The following is a 17,125-nucleotide window of genomic DNA, read 5'->3' on the forward strand; positions in this document are numbered from 1 at the left end:
CCACCAGGATCGCGGCCGACAAGAAGGTGACGATCGCGAGCACGACGAAGAACGTGGAGGTGGAAGCACCGACACACGTGCTGCTGACCAGTGCGGGCGCGTACATCAAGCTCGAAGGCGCGAGCATCAAGATTCATGCGCCGGGGAAGGTGACGTTCCGAGGAATGCACAACTTCGTCGGGCCGCAGGGGGACAGTGCGAGCAACAGCCTGCCAAACAGCGACTTCAAGGGATGCGCCCCCGGTGCAGAAACAACCGCAGTCGGTGGCGGAGGACTGATCTGATGCGCTTGCCGAATTGGCCCTGGGACGACGTGCCTGCCGCACTGGTCGAATCGTTGTCCGCGCAACTGATGTCCCGCTTTGCGCCGGGTCGTCCCATCTATCTCCTGATCGATCCATTCCTGGGCGATGAGAAAAGCCTGGACGGCCGCCACGCCAGATACCCGATCGATGGCGCATCCTTCGATGTGCCGCCGGATCGATCGCCTTATTTAATCGAACTGGAGGACAGGCACGACCCTTTGCTGGACGTGAGCCTGACCATCGCCGTGCGCGAGCATCTGGTAGCGTGCGCGGTCGGGAGCGGCGCCTTTCGGATCGGTGCCTGGCTGCAGACAAGCAACGGCGCAGGCGCAGTGCTGGCACGGCAATTGAGCCATCTGTTCAGGGCGCGAGGAGCGCCGAATGCAAAGCGCTATCTGCGGCTCGCAGACCGACGAATGCTCGCGCTGCTGCATCAGATGCCGCATATGGAGAATCAATCGCCAATGCCGGTCATCGATTGGCGCGAAGCGCTCAAGGGCGTGACCGACTGGATTTATCTTGACATGAACTTCAAGCTGCAAAGCCTGCAGGGCACTCCAGGCGAGCTGCGCATTCTTCCGCTCAAGTTGGAGCAGCGGCATTGGACGCTGCCATTGCAGGCTGAAGCAATCAACCGCGCGCTGATGGCGTGGCAGCAACTGCGCTATCCGTTGCCGGCTGACGCCACGGTGCAGGTGTTGCGCAAGGTGGCGAATGCTCAACGCCGCGGTATCGTCAACCCACAGGACCAGGCGGCCTATTCGGTCGAGGCACTGTGCCATGAGGCATTCGAGAGCTGGCGGGGCCTGGACGATCAATTGATATCGTTGCAGCGGTTTGGCGGTCGCATGCAAGACATGCTTTCAGAGCAGCGCGCGCATTGGTTCGCGCTTTGACCTGAAGCACCCCGATTTTTTGTTTTCTCTCTGGACGCGCCATGGCAACCTCCTCCCAATGCAGACGTTGTGACAAGAGCGGCTTGTCGATCTTGCTGGTGCGTCCGACCGCCATTGCGAAAGACAGTGCGTTTGCACCTGCTGACGCCGGCAGATTGCTCACTCATGACGCCGTCGTCCAAGCTCTGCGATTGCCTCGGATCGAGCAGTCGCGTTACGCATTGCGGCTCCTGCGCCAAGGCGGCTATGTGTATGTCTACTATCCGGCCGGCAGACCGCAGAAGTTGAGAAAAAGCTGGGAGGGCTATCGGGTCTCGGCGCAGGGGGCGATGCTTCCCGAGGGGGAGTTTGTCTTCGACAAGACAGAGGCCGCGTGTAGCCGAAAGTCCACCCACCCCCATGACCTGCGCACCATTTGCATCGAGGAACCCAAGCAGGTGGGCACTGTCTGGATAGGCTTCAGCATGAACTGGTGGAGCGACAAGATCAAAGCAGTCGTCGCCAAGGATCCAGGTGCTGCCGGGATGGTCAAGGTCGACCTCGGCTCGGCCACGCAGCCAAGCGGCCTCAAGGCCGAAGCTGCACTTATCGGACAACACGTGGCCGACTACGTCCTCGCCGATTTCACGCACGCCAACGTCGAGAGCGCAACGCCGTTCTATCCGGCAAAGGCGGGCGAGGCTGCCGCAGTCAGCCTGACAATGGTCATGCGCAAGCAAGCCGAGGCAAGCCCCGACACGAAAGACAAGGAACTGGTGCTGGCGATCCCCGATCCGGCGGGTTTGGCGGCGGACCTCAACGGCATCCGGATCGCGAAGGACAAGGCTTTGAAAGAGGCATTGGCCAATTCGACCGATGCGCGCGCATTGGCCAGCGATGCCGCATTGCGGGGCCTGGAGGAGGCGATCCGCGCGGTGGCCGCCGTGCGCGCGCAGAACGAAGCCAATGGCAGCACTTCGGAAAGTGCTTGGAACAAGATAAAGGACTCGCGCTACGTCACGGAAGGCGGCTACCGGTGGGAGCCTTCATCCGACGGCAGCAAGGCCGCGGATGGGAGTCTCAACGGACAGATCATCAATCCCCCTGATGCTCGCCGCGAAAGAGCCATTGCAGCGCGCGGCAAGAAACTCGGTGAAAGCGACTGGGCCAAGATCGGCAGCCAGCTCGACGAAGCGCGCCGCAACCAACTCGTGGCAAGGGCCAGAAACCGGGTCGAGGAAGATGGCAGGAAACTGGAGCCGTATGAAGCCGATTGGCTCAAGGCCATGAAATCGATCTCGACGCTGAAGTACTTCGAATGCCATTTCGACGAAGACGAGCCCAACAGGGTCATCGCGCCGGTCAGTCCGGGCGAGATCTATTGCAGCGAAAGCAGCCTAGTGCACTTGCCGCAGCCGCTGAGCAGCCAGCGCCACTACAAGGAATATCTGGAGCATCTGCTCGACAAGCCCGTCACCGACAAGCAGGCCGTCGCGTTGCGCGCCATGTTCGGCAACCAGAAGGTGGTGATCGAACAGATCAACGGGCTGCTCGCGGGCGATGCCGATCGCGGCAACAGCGACAACATGCGCGACAAGACGTACGACATGCTCAAGGGTCTGTTTACGTTGGAAGGTGGGAAAAAATACTCCTGGATGACCGACGCTGTGGCTGCCTTTGCCGGTGGTCATCAAACCGCGTTGGGTGCTGCGGCATTTCTGCTATTGCGCGGCAACCCGGCGCAGGCGGCCACCTATCTGCAGAAGCTGCCAAAGTTGGCCGTGGGACACAACACCCTGCTGATGGCCATCGAAACAGCGGTCAATGGGGGCGAGCCGAACATGGCGATTCTGGTGGAGCGCCGTGTGACCGCGGCGCAAGCCATCAAGCGCGTGGCAGCGGCACCCAAGGATCAATATTCCCAGCGAGACCGCACCGCCTTCAACCAGAACGACAAAAGAGTGCTGGTGCTGGAGCTTTCGGACGTGAACACCGAAAGTGGCGCAGTGACATTGCGACCGGGCGAGGCACCTCGCATGCAAGGCTACGCGAAAGGAGCGCCCAGCACCAAGGCCTTCGAGGCCGTCAAGGAGCGAGCCAAGTCATTGAATGCCGTCGTCACGACCGAGTCGGCCGTCGAGCGGGTGCAGCAATACAGAAAGATTGAAGCCGCCAATCTCGTAGCCGAAGGACGGATCGACCAGCGACTGGGCATCGGCGGGATGATCGTGCAGGCGATCGGGCTGTATCAGGCGTTGCCTGTCCTGTTCAAGGAACTCAATGGCCCCGGCGGCGAAAAGCTGCGTGACGCGGCCCTGAGCGTGGCCGATGGCGTCAGCGGCTTCACCGGTGCGACAGCTGACATGCTGGCGGGGGCGCATAAGGCTGCGCTGATGGAGCAGGCCGCGGGCAGGCAGCTGATTCAGATGAGCACGAAGCTGGCAGTCCTCAAGACAGTGGCGGGCTTGGCGGGCGTGGCGGGTGGTGCGCTGAATGCGGTGATGTCGGCATACAAGGCAGAGGGGGCGGAAAAAGAAGGGGATACGGCCGCGTTTGTTGGGTATCGAACTGCTCAATGGACCTTTATCGGGACTTCGTTCACGAGTGCGTACGTTGCGGGAGATGCCGCCAGTGGAGCCGCCATCAGTCGCTTTATTGCCCGCCGCGTCGTATTGCGCGCCGCTGGTGTCGTCGCCGCCGAAGCCCTGGCCGCGACCGCAGGCACGGTGGCGGCCGTAGTTTCAGGGGTGGGGCTGGTGTTGCTGATCGTGGGCATAGGCGCCACCGTCTTTGCCATCGTGACCACTCGCACCGAACTGCAGCGTTGGGCGGCGCGAAGTTATTTTGGCAAAGACAGTGGCGAGGCGCCGCGATTCAAATCCGCAGCTGAAGAAGATGCCGAACTCGTCAAGGCATTGGGCGTCGCGTCGGCTGATGAAGTGAAGGGATCCGTGCTGCTGGAGCGCGATCTCGCACCGGAGGCCGCAAGCTATGGTTGAGTTGTCGGTTCCAGGAGTTCGACCATGAAGCTGATCGGCTTTGACACCAGCGGTGAGAGTACCGACGAAACACGGCTCGACGGCAAAGTCTTTGGCCTGACCAAGCGCTATGACAAGAAGCGGGCTGCGGGTGCGCAGGCGGGGCACCAAGGGAGGCTGTCTGGGGTGTATCGCGATGCGATCGAGATCAACGGCGGTTCATTGGTGGCAGCGGGAGGATATGCAACCACCTTGGGCCTGATTTGCGGACTGCTCGGCCTGTATTTTTTTCGCGAATCCTTTTTCGGAGACTTGGCGAAGGGCCACTATGTGCTCACTGCAATAGGCATCCTCTGCTTGTTCTGTGTTTTCTTCATCGGCATCTACTTCGAGATGTTCAGCCCAAGCGAATCGCCGATCTATTTCGATCGCGCCCGCCGCAGGGTCTACTACGTGCATCGCTCCGGCCGAAGGCGCTTCATCCTGTTTGGCCCCTCGGCGGTCGAGATTCGTGTCATCGATTGGTCTTTGGTAGATGCCGAACATCACACCAAAGCCCGTGCCAGCACGGCCAGCGTTTCTCGAGATCACTACTTGGTGTTTCTCATGCGCAAGAGCGAAACCGATCCCACCATCGCCGATGCCTACCCGATCGGACCCGTCGACTTTCCCAGTGCCTTGTGGGAGTACATCCGCCGCTATATGGAGCGCGACGCCGCCCCCCTGATTGCCGGTGAGGCGCCGCCTTACAAAGGTGCGACCTTCGACATGATCGAAGCGCTGAAGCAACGCAAGAAGAACTACTGGCAGGACTGGAAGGAGTTGCCGTGGACCCAGCTGTGGCAACACTTGGCCTTGCCATTGTTCGCCGTGTTCTTCGTCGTCAATCGCTTCGTGGTGTGGACCGCGCAGAAGGTGCGCTGGCCGCAAGAGGTCAAGGACGCGCTGGGTGTGGCGATTACCGAAGAAGACTTGAAGGCCGATCCAACACACAAGTTGCGACCCGAAGGCGAGGCTACGAAGGACGGCACCTGATCACTGTCCGTTCGTCCGATCTCACGATTCACTCAATTTGGGGTCGAGTCAAATCATGGTTTCCAGCGGCGTCGTGTTCACCTTTGGCGCCATCCTGTTCTTGGCTTTTGCAAATGCCATCAAGGCGTTGCGCGAGGCAGCGCAAAAGGCCGCTCATGACGCAGCCAAGGCGGGCTGACCCATGTTGACAGGCTGGTACCCGCAATTTTCAAAGAATCGCCCGCTGACCTCGCAAGAAGAAAAAGATCACTTGCCGTTTGGACGCAAGCAGGACGTCATCCCCGAAGACGGCGTGGGATTGATTCATTTCAACTCCACCTTCATCGAGTTCGTAGACAGGGGATTCAAGCTCAAGGGAATGTCGGCGACATTGGCCTTCTTGTTTTGCGAACTGATTGTTCTCGGTGCTTTCTTCGGTGGAATTTACCTGGCCGTCGAATCGACTCAAGAGTTCACACTCGCGACGTATCTGATCGTGGCCGCGGGAGAAAGCACATTTCTTTTTCTCGCTTATTTCGTGTGGAAGAACTTGCTCCGCTTCGACCTCTTTGCCTACACGCACAACCCGATTCGTTTCAATCGCAAGACCGGCAAGATCCACGTCTTTCGCCATAACGGCGCGGGCGGCGTGCTGAGCGTGCCTTGGGGCGACCCCAGTCTGTACTTCCACATCGGCCATGGCATGCAGAACAAGGTGCTGCGCGACCTGCGCTGCCATGTGCTCGATGCGAGCCGATCGGTTCAGGACACCTTCACCGTGGGCCACAGCACCGATGAAGATCTGCGCATCGTGGAGCAGTGGGAGTTCATCCGCCGCTACATGGAGCAAGGGCCCTCCCATGTGGTGGACGACCCGCTCGACGGCGTGATCACCCTTTCGCTCAAACCCAGTTGGAAGAACTGCTACGTGTGGGTGTGCTTCGCCCTGGGGCAAAGCCTGTTCCCGATGCGGCATGTGCTGTTTCCGCTGTACGGCGCGCTCACCTTGACCCGTTGGCTGAGCTTCAAGACCTGCAAAGAGCCCGTGTGGCCCGCCGACATCCAGGCCGAAGGTGCGATGGAGCCCGGCGATCCGCACCATTGGCCCGAGCCCGAGTTCATGGGCGCTTTTGCCGAGAACGATGCGATCTACCAGCGCGCCGTGCGCAGGAACGAACTGCGCAAGCAACGCCTGTAAGCGAATGACCGAGTGAAGATCTGGAGGTGCAGGCGAGGGCGGTTACCCATGTCGTGGCGACCTCACCCTCAAGACCCACTCCGCTCCCGCAAAGCCACAGCCGTCCGCACCTTCTGCACCGCCGCAGCCGGCGCAGCGGCCTGCGTCATCAACCGCTCCGCCACATCCTTCTCCCCCTCCTTCATCGCCAACGCCCGGTACGGCGTGACCTGCGCATTCACCTGCATGTTCGCCGACACGCTGGCAACATTCCCCATCCCATCCACAACCCGCGCCTCGATGCTCGCGTACCCCGCCGCCCCGGGCGTCCAATTGCACGTATACGGCGCGGCCTTCACAGTGCACAGCGTCTTCCCATCCACGATGAACTGAAGCTCGGCGATCCCCGCATTCGCTTGCGCCGCAGCGGAGAGCGTCGTCGTGCGGCTGACCCCCGTTGCAGCCGGCACCGCGACCGACACCACAGGCGGCGCCACATCCGCGGGCGCAGTCACCATCACATTCGCAGTCGCCATCGCCGAGTTGCCGGCCGCGTCCACGCCGATCACGCGGATCGTCTGCATGCCCGGCGTCATCGGCGTCCAGGTGCAGGTGAAGGGCGGCGCTTCGAAGGTGCAGATCGGAATGCCATCGGCGCCCGCCACCTTCACGCCCCACACGCCCACGTTGTCCACCACGGCCGGTGCAATGGTCACCGGCTGCCCGATGGTCGCCATCGCGGGCGCCGAGACCGACACCGTCGGCGGCACGTTGTCCACGCCGCCCAGTGCCATGTCGATCGTGAAGGTCGATTGGCCCTTCACCGCCTTCTGCTCGAACGCATCGAAGATCGTGAACCAGCTCGCCGCGGGCGAGCGCCCCGGCGCGGACGCCTTCACCAGCAGCGTCGACTTCGCGCTGTTGAAGCACGTGAAGCCGCACGCCCAGTCGAACGCGAAGCGGCCTGCCTCATCGGCCGCGCCCTGCGCGAGCAGCACCATCGGCTGCTCCGTCGACGTGCCCGCATTGCGCCACACCGACACCTGCGCGCCCGCGAGCGCGGTGCCCGTCGCGCGGTCGGTGATGCGCACCTGCGTGGCCGTCGTGCCCGCCATGAACTTCGAGGTGCCGTACTTCGGCCAGTCGCTCCAGTCGGTGTTGATGTTGGCCTTGGTGCCCGCAGTGAAGCGGATCATGTTCAGCGTGATGACGCGGTTGGTCGCCGGGTCGCGCCGCTGCTCGAACACCGTGCCCAGCAGCGGGTCGAGCCGCCAGCTCTGGCGCGTCCACCAGTAGCGGTCGGTGTCGCTCATCAGCGCCAGGTCGGCCTGCGGCGCGGTGCCGGTGGTGTCCTTCACCATCGAGGCGTTGTAGTACTCGCCCGCGCCCGCGCCGAACACGTGCTCCAGCTCGTGCAGCAGCGTCTTCAGTTGGCGGCCGAGGTAGTCTTTCTCGGTGGATTCGGGCGCGGCCTTGGTGATGTCGCGCGACAGGCGCAGGGGGTCGTGCAGCGCGATCCAGTTCAGGTTCCAGGTCACGCCCTTCTGCGGAAAGGTCCAGCTCGCGGCGAGGCCGCCGTGGCTGTAGCCGCGGGTCGACTTCGAGATGCACACTGCAATCTCGCCGTTCACCAGCCCGTTGTGGCTGCACGCCGGCGCCATGGCGGGCGCCACCAGCTGCAGGTCGTTCGACGGGTCGAAGACGAAGCTGCGCACCGTCTCGCGCGTGAAGACCGTGTTGACGTCGGCCACGTACTGCGCAAGGCGCCGGCCGGCCTCTTGCGGGCCGAGTTCGTCGGAAAGCGCGGGGTCGACGTAGAACTTCAGGCGATGCACACTGTGTGGCGCATTGCCAACATCGTTGAGGCCCGCCCACGCCGCCTGGCTGGCCAGCAATGCACCGCAGAAGAGCGCGGCCCCAGAGGGAAAAGCCCGGCGAACCAGCGAGAGAAGAGCGCGCATCTGCCCCAAAGGATATGTATCGAAAATGTAAGTTTAGTGCGTATTTAGACACATACCCCGATTCTTTTTACAAATATGAAACAACTGCAGCCCCGCAAGATCGTCGTGCTCTCCGGCTCCGGCGTGAGCGCCGAGAGCGGACTGCCCACCTTTCGCGATGCGAAGGGGCTGTGGAACAGCTATTCGTGGCAGGAGCTCGCGAGCCCCGATGGATGGCAGCGCCATCCCGAGGCGGTGCTGGCCTTCTACAACGAGCGCCGGCAGAAGGCCTGGCAGGCAGAGCCGAACGCGGCGCACATCGCCATCGCATCGCTGGAGGCCGCCTACGAGGTGGTCATCGTCACGCAGAACGTCGATGCACTGCACGAGCGCGCGGGCTCGCGTCACGTGCTGCATGTGCACGGCGAGCTCGCGTATGCGCGCGGCACGTCGCCCACGCCCAGGCGCTACCGCATCGACGGCGAGCCCATCGTCCTCGGCCAGCTGTGCGAAGACGGCACGCAGCTGCGGCCCGACATCGTGTGGTTCGGCGAATCGGTGCGGCACTTCGACGAGGCAGAAGCGCACGTGGCCACCGCGGCGCGCGTGCTGGTGGTGGGCACGTCGCTCACGGTGAACCCGGCGGCGTCGCTCGTGCAGTACGCGCACCGCGATGCACAGAAGGCACTGGTCGCGCTCGAGATCGAAGACGTGCCGCGCGGCTTCACCTTCCTGCAGGGCAGGGCGACGGACGTGGTGCCCGCGCTGGCCGCGAAGTGGCTGAGCGAGGCGCCGCCCGATACGCGCTAATGCACGGGCGCCGAAGGCACCATCCGCCGCCGCGTCGCGTCATCGAGCAACTCGCGCAACGCGCTGAAAAGCGGCGCAGTGCCCGTGTGCTTGCGCCCATACCCCAGGTTGAACGCGTAGTCGAAATTCTCGGGGTTCGCGCCCTGGCTGTGCTGCAGGATCGTCTCCAGCTTGTCGAGCGCCTTCACCGCCTGGGCCTCGGGCGAGGCGGCGGCTTCGTACTCGTCCCACAGCGCGAGCAGCTCGCCGCGCAGCCCGGCATCGAGCGGCGCCATCAGCGTGAGCAGATCGCGGCGCTCGCGCTCGCTCTTGTCGGGGTGCGCATGCTGGCTCGTCGCCGGAACGTCGCCATGAATCGCCTCGCCCAGGTCGTGCACCACGCACAGCTTCAGCACGCGCAGCAGGTCGAGGCCGACGAGCTCTTCTTCGAACGCCATCGCCATGAGGCACAGGCGCCAGCTGTGCTCGGCCGTGCTCTCCGCGCGACCGGAGGAGGTGTGGCCGCTGCGCAGCACGTCCTTGAGTTTTTCCGCCTCGCGCAGGAAGGCGAGCTTGCCCTTGAGTTGCTCGATGTTCATCGGCGGGATCGTAGGCAGGCGGGGCGGGGGTGTCCACGCATGAGATATGCGCGGCACCTTCGTTCACTTGTCTGTTCATTCGATCAATGAGATGAGACGAGGCGAGACGCGTCACCCCACCGCCTTGATCAACCGATCCCTCCCCGCCTTCACCAGCATCGACGCCACCGCGCACGACGCAAGCCGCGCCGATTCCGAATCCGCGCGGCTCGTGAGGATCACCGGCACCTTCGTGCCCAGCACGATGCCCGCCGCATAGGCGCCGCCCAGAAAGGTGAGGCTCTTGGCGAGCATGTTGCCCGCGTCCAGGTCGGGCACGATCAGCACGTTGGCGCGGCCGGCCACCGGCGAGACGATGCCTTTGATGCGCGCGGCCTCGGCGTCGATGGCGTTGTCCATGGCCAGAGGGCCGTCGAGCTGCGCGCCGGTGATCTGGCCGCGGTCGGCCATCTTGCAGAGCACGGCGGCGTCCAGCGTGGAGGGCACCTTGGCGTTCACCGTTTCGGTGGCCGAGAGAATCGCCACCCGCACGGTGGGCATGTGCAGCGCGTGCGCGAGGTCGATGGCGTTCTGCACGATGTCGACCTTCTCTTCGAGCGTGGGCGCGATGTTGATCGCCGCGTCGGAGATGACCAGCGGCTGCGCGTGGCCCGGCACGTCCATCACGAAGCAGTGGCTGATGCGCCGCGAGGTGCGCAGGCCCCCCTCGCGCCGCACCACAGCGCCCATCAGCTCGTCGGTGTGCAGGCTCCCCTTCATGAGCGCATCGACCTCGCCGCGCAAGGCCATGGCCACGGCGGCATCGGCCGCGGCGTGGCTGTGGGGCGCATCGACGATGGTGAGGTGCGAGATGTCGGCGCCGGCCTCGCGCGCCGCGGCTTCGATCTTCGCGCGCGGGCCGACCAGCGTCGGCGCGATGAGGCCGAGCGCCGCGGACGCGAGCGCCGCTTCGAGCGACACCGCGTTGACCGGGTGGACCACCGCGACGCGCAGCGGCGGGAGGGCGCGGGCGGCGGCGATCAGGCGGTCGTAGTGGGGGTGCGGTGCGGCGGGAGAGGGGGAAGACGCCATGCGGGCTCCGGAAGAGGGGTGAGGGGCGGACGATGCAAGCGAGACAAGCCAGACCCATAGGGCAGAAGAGTCAGCCGTCCGACGAGTCCGGAGAGGAGTTTGCAGCATCCCCATGAAGGCCCATGCGAAAGGCCACAGAAGCGGGCAGGGAGGGCCACGCGATCACGGCCAGCCCTTTCATGCGCTTGCACGCGCTTTCATGGGGCGGGCCGTCATCGCCATCGTCAAAGCGTTTCGACCAACCGCGCCGACGTGCCATCGGCCAGCGTGATCCGCGTCCACCGGCACACGCTCTGCGCAATCGGCACGAGCTGCGAACTGTTGGTGCCCGTCGCGAACTCCAGCGAGGGTGGCGCGAGCGCATCGCGCCAGCCGATGCCATCGAGCATCGCCTCCTTGCCCGCGATTTCCGGCGTGGCATAGCGCCAGAGCGAGCGGCCCAAAAGCTGCGAGAGCGGCGCGCCGAACTCGGCGGCCCTGCGCGCGGACGAGGCCAGGAGGCGATGCGTGATGTCGCACACCAGATGCACCGGCCGCGGGCTCTCGTTGACGAGCCTGGCGAGCGCATGGTCGGCGGCCGCATCGAGCCGGGCGGACAACAGCGCCTCGGCGCGTGCGCGCTCGGCGGGCTCCATCGCCTGCGTGCCGGACTCCCAGCGCGAGATGGTCGATTGATTGACGTTGAAGAGCTCGGCCGCGTGCGATTGCTTCACGCGATGCAGCAGGCGCCAGCGCTTGAGCGCCGGGCCGAGGGCCGAGGTGACGAAAGTGACAGCGCTGGCAGGGGTGTCGAGTGCGTCTTGCATATGTGAATTCATTGCCATTTATTGCCGCGACAGAAGGCATTTTGTTTTGCTTTGCCGATGTGGGCAAAGTTGGCGCGATGCGCGATTTGTTCGCCGCGAGGGCGCTCTGTTCAAGCGCTTCTGTTCTTATATTTGTCGACCGCCGCGCCTCACGGCGGGACATCGAAATGCACACCGCAGCGATGTCGATGTGAGGCAGATAGGCGACGGCCAAGGTGCGCTAACACCAGGGCCGTCTGACCACTCAACGTGCACCAACTTTTCAGAGAAAGCACATCAAATGGCTGACGAAATTATCACCGGGCGCAACACGCCCCCATCCCACCGTGCAATCCAGGGGCCGGACGCTGCGGACATTCTTGAGAACAAGTTGACCCAAATGCAATCTCTGCTGAGTTGCTGCTACGGGGACTGGAGCGAATGGTTCGAAGGGATCGGAGAGCGGCATCGGGACCACATCATGTGGCTTGCCGCAGACCTGACGGACGACATCATCGGGCTCACGCAAGACGTTCTGAAGCGGCTCATCGCGCTGGAGCAGCCGAAAGCCTAGAGCGTCGACGGTGGGCATCGCAACCCACCTCAAATGCTCATGGCTGGACCGCAGCCGTCGCCCCGGGTGACAGCCGGGCGCGGAAATAAGCTGCGGTTTCTTCGTCGCTGCAGTAGACGTAGCACCCCTTCATGCCTCGCGTCATCAACGTGCGGTAGGTGTTCTTGATGATGAGGTCGGCCTCTGCAGCGGCCTTTTTGGGATCGGCCTTGAACCGAACCTTGTAGCCACGCAACGTCTTGTCGTAGCGGTCTCGCGCCGCTGGCACGGTCTTGACGAGCCCGTCGCGCACGATCAGGTCCGGCCCGATGATCACTCCGATGTAGTCGACTTCCAGCCCTTGGCAGGTGTGGATGCAGCCGACTTCGTTGATCGAGTTCGGCGCGATGATCCACAAGCTGCCGTCGACATCGAGGTTCCAGCGCTTGCGATAGTCACCAATGACGATGTCGAAGGCCTTCGGGTCTTTCTTGCTGGTCCACGGCCAGCAATAACCGGCCACGACGCGCGCACTGCCTGATGTGTTCTTCGCTGCGATCGATGCGTGAAGCTCATCGGGCGTGCCGAAGACCTTGAAGTCGAACTCGGCCGGAGTGAGCGTCTTGTTCGCTGTCGTTCGCACGTCGAGCGTGTCGTCCAGCCACGCGATGTAGCCGTCCGAGCCGCTGCACCTGAACTGGGAGGCCAGCTCGTGCTCCGACACCTCCGCGCCCTTGCCGATGCCGAAGTCGCGGATGGTCTGCTTGGTGCCGATGTCGCTCAGCGTTACGCGCTGATCCTCATCGATGAAGAACACCGTGCACTTGGCGGCGGCGATGAGTTCCTTCACCTGGTTCTCGCCCAGGTTGCCGTACAGGCCGCTCTTCTCGTTCAGGCGATGGGCCTCATCCACGATCAGCACGTCGAACTGGTCGGCGGGTGTTTCGATGAAACCACCCGAGCCCGTGAAGAGGTTGGAGTAACGCGTGCGCGTCATCGTGCCGGCGAGCTTGGTCTCGTACACACGCCGCGGCGCCGCGTTCTTCGAAACGTACTTGCAGTTCAAGCCACCGCCCATCAAGGCGACGAGTGCATTGATGGCGAGAACCGTCTTGCCAGTCCCCGGACCGCCTTCGACGATCACCACCTTGGGGCTCGCGCTCGATGCGTTTCGACCCGCGGCCAGGATGTTCTCGTAGACCTCTTTCTGGTCATCGATCAAGATGAACTCGGCATTGCCCTTCAGCAAGCCCGCGAGGCTGTCGCTGAGCGCCTTCGACGGCCTGATGCGGCCGTTCGCCAGTTCGTAGAGCACGCTCTTGTCGCCGAACTTGATGTGCTGCTTGATGAACTTGCGAAGCATGCTTCGCTCGGCCTCGCCCTTCAGGAACAGCGGCGCCTTTGCGATGTAGCCGGCGTAGTGGTCAGAGTCGATGACGCCGTCGCGCTCGTAGTTGTGGAGGTACGCGCAAGCCTGAACCGAGATGCCGCCGGAATAGACCGCTTCGTTGAAGCCCTCCATGAGGGAGGCATAGGACCACGCTTGGTACGAGGGATGAACCACCTCTCGATGCCCTCCGCCGAGATAGGTGCTGACCAGCGCATCTTTGGTCGAAGACTTCACCTTGTCCCATTGCTTGAGTTCCACGATCACGACGTTTTTTGACTCGTCGTGACCTCGGCCTGTCAGGCTGATGTCGATGCGCTTGGAGCTTTGCGGGATATGAAGCTCGACGGCGACGCCCACGTCGTTCGGGATTTCCGAATCGCTGAGCACCCGCGACATGTAGCCCAGCGAATCCCTCCACGACCTCATTTCCGCCGCAGGCACCTTGCGGCCGGTGGCGCTGAAGTACTTGGCGAGGATGACGTCTTCGATGTCCCTGTCGTTGTTGTCGCTGAGAAATTGCTGCTTGTCGGCCTCGTAGACGATCACTTCAGTCCTTCCCAGATTCGCCAGCTTCGGGCTGGCTGTGCTTCTTGCTGCTGCCCCGGACCTTGTCCGCGGGATAGCGCATGGCGTTGTCCTTCAGCTTCTGCTGGACCGCGGCATCGAGGTCGACGCCCAAGACCGACGAGAGGCGCACGAGGTACAGCAGAACGTCCGCAAGCTCGTCTTGCACGGCCTTCGCGGTTTGGGCGTCTCGGCCGGCTTCTTTCGACGCGGCCTCCGACATCCATTGAAAGATCTCGCTCAGTTCGCCGACTTCACCCGTCAAGGCCATCACCAAATTCTTTGGGGAGTGGAACTGGGCCCAGTCGCGCTCGGTGGCGAATTGATCGAGCTTCGCGGCGAGTCGCGTGACATCGACGAGGAGGGCGTCTTGCCCCGAACGGCCTTCCTCTGTCACACAAGTTCTCCTGGTTTTCCCGAGCCCGTGCGGAGCTGGGCGCGAGCGTTCAAACGGGATTTCATGAAACGAGTGTATCTAGCGCTGAGTCACGATTTGCGGGCTCTCCTCTGAGAAATCTCTGAGCGCGGCTCGAAATCGGTCAAGATTGTTAAATCTCATGCCTGCAGGCATATCGCGAGGAATGGTTCTGGCCAGGCTTCTCGACGTCGCTCTGGCTGCCCTTTTTGACTTCCGCTTCGACCATGACCCGCATATTCAGCTTCGAGGATTTACCGACTGCCGACCTTGTCGTTGACGCGATCTACGAGGGTGGAAGCGCTGGCAACGCGGGGAGTGATCCGATTGCCAAGCTGCTTCCGGGCGCCGGCAATCAGGGCGGATTCCGTGCATCCGGCGCAGGGGCAAGGAAGAAATTCGTCGTTCTCTACTCCAGCGACGAAGAAGGAGATTGGCCTGATCGCCTCGATCTAAACACCGGTCAGTTCGTTTACTACGGTGACAACCGAACCCCGGGGCACGATCTTCACGACACCACCCGTCGAGGCAATCTGATCCTCAAGACAACCTTCGAGAACGCGCACGGTGACGCAGCGAGGAGGTCGGAGGTTCCCCCATTCTTTGTTTTCACGAAATGCCCCACAGCAAAGAGCAGCCGAGCCGTTCAGTTCAAGGGCCTTGCGGCCCCAGGGTTCCCAGGCCTCCCTATGACGGAAGACTTGGTCGCCGTATGGAAGACGACTGCGGGTGAGAGGTTCCAAAACTACCGGTCGGTGTTCACCGTGCTCGACGCAGCGACCATCCCGCGTGCGTGGATCGATAGCCTATCGACCTTGCAGGCAGCCCTGGTAACTCCGCCGAATGCATGGCGCTCTTGGATCGAATCAGGTGCATATAGCCCTTTAACCTCCGAGCCCACGAAGGTGATTCGCACGGAGAGTGAACAGAAACCGGACACGACGCTTAAGGCGGCAATCTTGGAGCGTGTATGGATGCATTTCAAAGACTCGCCTCATGCATTCGAAGCATTCGCCGCAAGGATCTATCAGCTGACCGATCGACGCGTGATCATCGATGAGATCACCAGAGGCAGTGTCGACGGAGGACGAGATGCAATTGGCAGGTACTTGCTCGGCCTAAGCATCGACCCCGTGTACGCGGAGTTCGCGTTAGAGGCTAAGTGCTATCGCCCAGCACTTGAGGGCGTCACCCCAACGACAGTAGGTGTCCGCGAAGTGGCCCGCCTAATCTCGCGGATTCGAAATCGACAGTTCGGAGTTTTGGTCACCACATCGCTCGTTGCTAGGCAGGCATACGAGGAGGTGCGAGACGACCGCCATCCCATCGTTTTCATCAGCGGGCGAGACATCGCTGAAATCTTGATTCAAGCAGGTTACGGTTCGGTCGAGCGGGTTGGCGAACTGCTTGGCGACTGGCCGGCCTAGCGACTAACCGAGCCACTCATTGTGGTAAGGCGCCAAGGACCTCGATCGACAAACCATCGTCACACTGCTAAGCTCGACGGATTTTGAAATGAAGGTTGCGAGTAGTGTCCGATCTCTGCAAGGTAGTGGATCTCTATGCTGGGGCCGGTGGGTTCTCTTTGGGTGCGGCGCGCGCAGGGTTCGACCTCTCCGCATCGGTCGAAATTGACCCTTTTGCCAATGAAACTCACCAGAAGAACTTTCCAAAAGCGCGTCATCTCGGGGTAGATGTAGCTGAGTTATCTGGCAACGACCTTCTTGTTCACTCAGGACTAAAAGCGGGTCAGCTAGCCGGTCTTATCGGCGGGCCGCCTTGTCAGGGTTTCAGTGATATGGGCAGAAGAAATCCTGAAGATTCTAGGAATTCGCTCTTCGGACATTTCATGCGTTTGGTGCATGAAACCCGTCCAGCATTCTTCGTTGCGGAGAACGTGCCGGGGATATTGGATATCCGTAACGAAGAAACTGTTAAAGCGGCATATAAGCTTTTACCCAAAGACTACGTGCTATTAAAGCCTCATCGAGTCTGCGCGGCAGATTTTGGCGCTCCCACGACTCGTACAAGAGTTTTTTTTGTGGGATTTGATCCGAAGCGCTGTAACGAGCTTTCTTCAGAAATATTTGTTCCTCCGATTAAACGCGAACTCGTGACGGTTGGCACTGCCTTGACTGGGCTGCCGGAAGAGATTGATTCAGCTTGGCAGGACGAGTCGGAGGGATGGCGCGAGGTGCAACGGGTATCCAGTAATACATCAAGTTATTTTCAAAGGGCTCAAGGCCATCGGCCCAAAAATATTGGCTTCGATTTTGCAATTGATGCGTTTTTTGAGTTCGGCGTCACGTCTGGATGCTTAGGGACCCTTCATACGCCTGGGGTCGTCAAGCGATTTTCAAGTTTGAAGCCAAAAGAAGTAGACAAAATTTCAAAAGCGATGCGGCTTGACGTAAAAGGGCTATGCCCAACGCTACGGGCTGGTACTGGAAGTGATAAAGGTAGCTATCAGGCGGTTCGACCTATTCACCCATCTCAACCTAGAGTAATAACACCCCGCGAAGCCGCACGCCTTCAAGGTTTTCCAGATTGGTTTGCTCTTCATGGAACAAAATGGCATAGCTTCCGACAACTCGGCAATAGCGTTTCGCCAATAGTCGCTGAAGATGTACTTTCTGCCATAAAAAAGAAGCTTCGCTAATTGTTGCGTAG

General features: G+C 61.8%; 16 protein-coding genes. 10 read left to right on the forward strand and 6 right to left on the reverse strand.

The features are described 5' to 3' along the window. From JC881_RS29070 to JC881_RS29090, 6 genes are all read left to right on the forward strand, one after another. Window positions 1-284: DUF2345 domain-containing protein (locus tag JC881_RS29070; protein WP_198789262.1), on the forward strand; the 284-nt coding region annotated here is incomplete at its 5' end. Beyond that, the gene (locus JC881_RS29075; RefSeq protein ID WP_198789263.1) at window positions 284-1,201 is read left to right on the forward strand and encodes a DUF4123 domain-containing protein; all 918 of its coding nucleotides are present in this window, start codon (window positions 284-286) and stop codon (window positions 1,199-1,201) included. The genes JC881_RS29070 and JC881_RS29075, both read left to right, overlap by 1 nt. Before the next feature lie 41 nt (window positions 1,202-1,242). After that, window positions 1,243-4,179, forward strand: a complete 2,937-nt coding sequence (locus tag JC881_RS29080; RefSeq protein ID WP_198789264.1) for a T6SS effector BTH_I2691 family protein — start codon at window positions 1,243-1,245, stop codon at window positions 4,177-4,179. 24 nt (window positions 4,180-4,203) lie between these two features. Next, window positions 4,204-5,193, forward strand: coding sequence for a DUF6708 domain-containing protein (locus JC881_RS29085; protein ID WP_198789265.1), 990 nt, complete (start codon window positions 4,204-4,206; stop codon window positions 5,191-5,193). Window positions 5,194-5,248: 55 nt separating this feature from the next. Next, complete coding sequence (locus JC881_RS32645; RefSeq protein ID WP_269823221.1) at window positions 5,249-5,371, forward strand: hypothetical protein; 123 nt, start codon at window positions 5,249-5,251, stop codon at window positions 5,369-5,371. Between the two features lie 3 nt (window positions 5,372-5,374). Further along, a complete protein-coding gene (locus JC881_RS29090; protein ID WP_198789266.1) occupies window positions 5,375-6,370 on the forward strand; it encodes a DUF6708 domain-containing protein in 996 nt (331 codons plus the stop codon). A 68-nt stretch (window positions 6,371-6,438) separates the two neighbouring features. Here JC881_RS29090 and JC881_RS29095 read toward each other — a convergent pair whose 3' ends face one another. Then, window positions 6,439-8,310, reverse strand: a complete 1,872-nt coding sequence (locus JC881_RS29095; RefSeq protein WP_233102105.1) for an Ig-like domain-containing protein — start codon at window positions 8,308-8,310, stop codon at window positions 6,439-6,441. A gap of 75 nt (window positions 8,311-8,385) precedes the next feature. Here JC881_RS29095 and JC881_RS29100 point away from each other — a divergent pair, with 75 nt between their 5' ends. Then, window positions 8,386-9,099: an SIR2 family NAD-dependent protein deacylase gene (locus tag JC881_RS29100; RefSeq protein ID WP_198789267.1), complete on the forward strand. Its 714-nt coding sequence runs from the start codon at window positions 8,386-8,388 to the stop codon at window positions 9,097-9,099. On the opposite strand, the gene JC881_RS29105 is transcribed toward JC881_RS29100, so the two are convergent. The 3 genes from JC881_RS29105 to JC881_RS29115 all read right to left on the reverse strand — a co-directional run bounded on the left by JC881_RS29105 (window position 9,096) and on the right by JC881_RS29115 (window position 11,554). Further along, a complete protein-coding gene (locus tag JC881_RS29105) occupies window positions 9,096-9,677 on the reverse strand; it encodes an HD domain-containing protein (protein WP_198789268.1) in 582 nt (193 codons plus the stop codon). The genes JC881_RS29100 and JC881_RS29105 overlap by 4 nt on opposite strands. Window positions 9,678-9,788: 111 nt before the next feature. After that, the gene (locus JC881_RS29110) at window positions 9,789-10,748 is read right to left on the reverse strand and encodes a bifunctional enoyl-CoA hydratase/phosphate acetyltransferase (RefSeq protein ID WP_198789269.1); all 960 of its coding nucleotides are present in this window, start codon (window positions 10,746-10,748) and stop codon (window positions 9,789-9,791) included. Window positions 10,749-10,972: 224 nt separating this feature from the next. Continuing rightward, the gene (locus JC881_RS29115; protein ID WP_198789270.1) at window positions 10,973-11,554 is read right to left on the reverse strand and encodes a helix-turn-helix domain-containing protein; all 582 of its coding nucleotides are present in this window, start codon (window positions 11,552-11,554) and stop codon (window positions 10,973-10,975) included. A gap of 280 nt (window positions 11,555-11,834) precedes the next feature. On the opposite strand from JC881_RS29115, the gene JC881_RS29120 reads away from it, so the two are divergent. Further along, on the forward strand, window positions 11,835-12,107 hold the full coding sequence (locus JC881_RS29120; protein WP_198789271.1) for a hypothetical protein: 273 nt from the start codon (window positions 11,835-11,837) through the stop codon (window positions 12,105-12,107). A gap of 37 nt (window positions 12,108-12,144) precedes the next feature. Here the strand turns inward: JC881_RS29120 and JC881_RS29125 are convergent, their stop codons facing one another. Beyond that, window positions 12,145-13,833 (reverse strand): DUF2075 domain-containing protein, encoded by a 1,689-nt coding sequence (locus tag JC881_RS29125; RefSeq protein WP_332875310.1) that lies wholly within the window; start codon window positions 13,831-13,833, stop codon window positions 12,145-12,147. A 190-nt stretch (window positions 13,834-14,023) separates the two neighbouring features. Continuing rightward, window positions 14,024-14,437 (reverse strand): nucleotide pyrophosphohydrolase, encoded by a 414-nt coding sequence (locus JC881_RS29130; RefSeq protein ID WP_332875311.1) that lies wholly within the window; start codon window positions 14,435-14,437, stop codon window positions 14,024-14,026. A gap of 245 nt (window positions 14,438-14,682) precedes the next feature. Here JC881_RS29130 and JC881_RS29135 point away from each other — a divergent pair, with 245 nt between their 5' ends. Then, complete coding sequence (locus JC881_RS29135) at window positions 14,683-15,882, forward strand: restriction endonuclease (RefSeq protein ID WP_198789273.1); 1,200 nt, start codon at window positions 14,683-14,685, stop codon at window positions 15,880-15,882. A gap of 104 nt (window positions 15,883-15,986) precedes the next feature. Next, the gene (locus JC881_RS29140; RefSeq protein WP_198789274.1) at window positions 15,987-17,114 is read left to right on the forward strand and encodes a DNA cytosine methyltransferase; all 1,128 of its coding nucleotides are present in this window, start codon (window positions 15,987-15,989) and stop codon (window positions 17,112-17,114) included. The last annotated feature ends 11 nt before the right edge of the window (window positions 17,115-17,125 follow it).

The sequence above is a fragment of the Variovorax sp. IB41 genome (assembly GCF_016405905.1).
In the GTDB taxonomy this organism is placed as follows: Bacteria; Pseudomonadota; Gammaproteobacteria; order Burkholderiales; family Burkholderiaceae_C; genus Variovorax.

Coding starts and splice junctions, on each gene's coding strand:
- JC881_RS29075 (WP_198789263.1), top strand. CDS start 284: ATGCGCTTGCCGAATTGGCCCTGGGACGACGTGCCTGCCGCACTGGTC.
- JC881_RS29100 (WP_198789267.1), top strand. CDS start 8,386: ATGAAACAACTGCAGCCCCGCAAGATCGTCGTGCTCTCCGGCTCCGGC.
- JC881_RS29135 (WP_198789273.1), top strand. CDS start 14,683: ATGACCCGCATATTCAGCTTCGAGGATTTACCGACTGCCGACCTTGTC.
- JC881_RS29115 (WP_198789270.1), bottom strand. CDS start 11,554: ATGCAAGACGCACTCGACACCCCTGCCAGCGCTGTCACTTTCGTCACC.
- JC881_RS29095 (WP_233102105.1), bottom strand. CDS start 8,310: ATGCGCGCTCTTCTCTCGCTGGTTCGCCGGGCTTTTCCCTCTGGGGCC.
- JC881_RS32645 (WP_269823221.1), top strand. CDS start 5,249: ATGGTTTCCAGCGGCGTCGTGTTCACCTTTGGCGCCATCCTGTTCTTG.
- JC881_RS29110 (WP_198789269.1), bottom strand. CDS start 10,748: ATGGCGTCTTCCCCCTCTCCCGCCGCACCGCACCCCCACTACGACCGC.
- JC881_RS29085 (WP_198789265.1), top strand. CDS start 4,204: ATGAAGCTGATCGGCTTTGACACCAGCGGTGAGAGTACCGACGAAACA.
- JC881_RS29120 (WP_198789271.1), top strand. CDS start 11,835: ATGGCTGACGAAATTATCACCGGGCGCAACACGCCCCCATCCCACCGT.
- JC881_RS29105 (WP_198789268.1), bottom strand. CDS start 9,677: ATGAACATCGAGCAACTCAAGGGCAAGCTCGCCTTCCTGCGCGAGGCG.
- JC881_RS29090 (WP_198789266.1), top strand. CDS start 5,375: ATGTTGACAGGCTGGTACCCGCAATTTTCAAAGAATCGCCCGCTGACC.
- JC881_RS29080 (WP_198789264.1), top strand. CDS start 1,243: ATGGCAACCTCCTCCCAATGCAGACGTTGTGACAAGAGCGGCTTGTCG.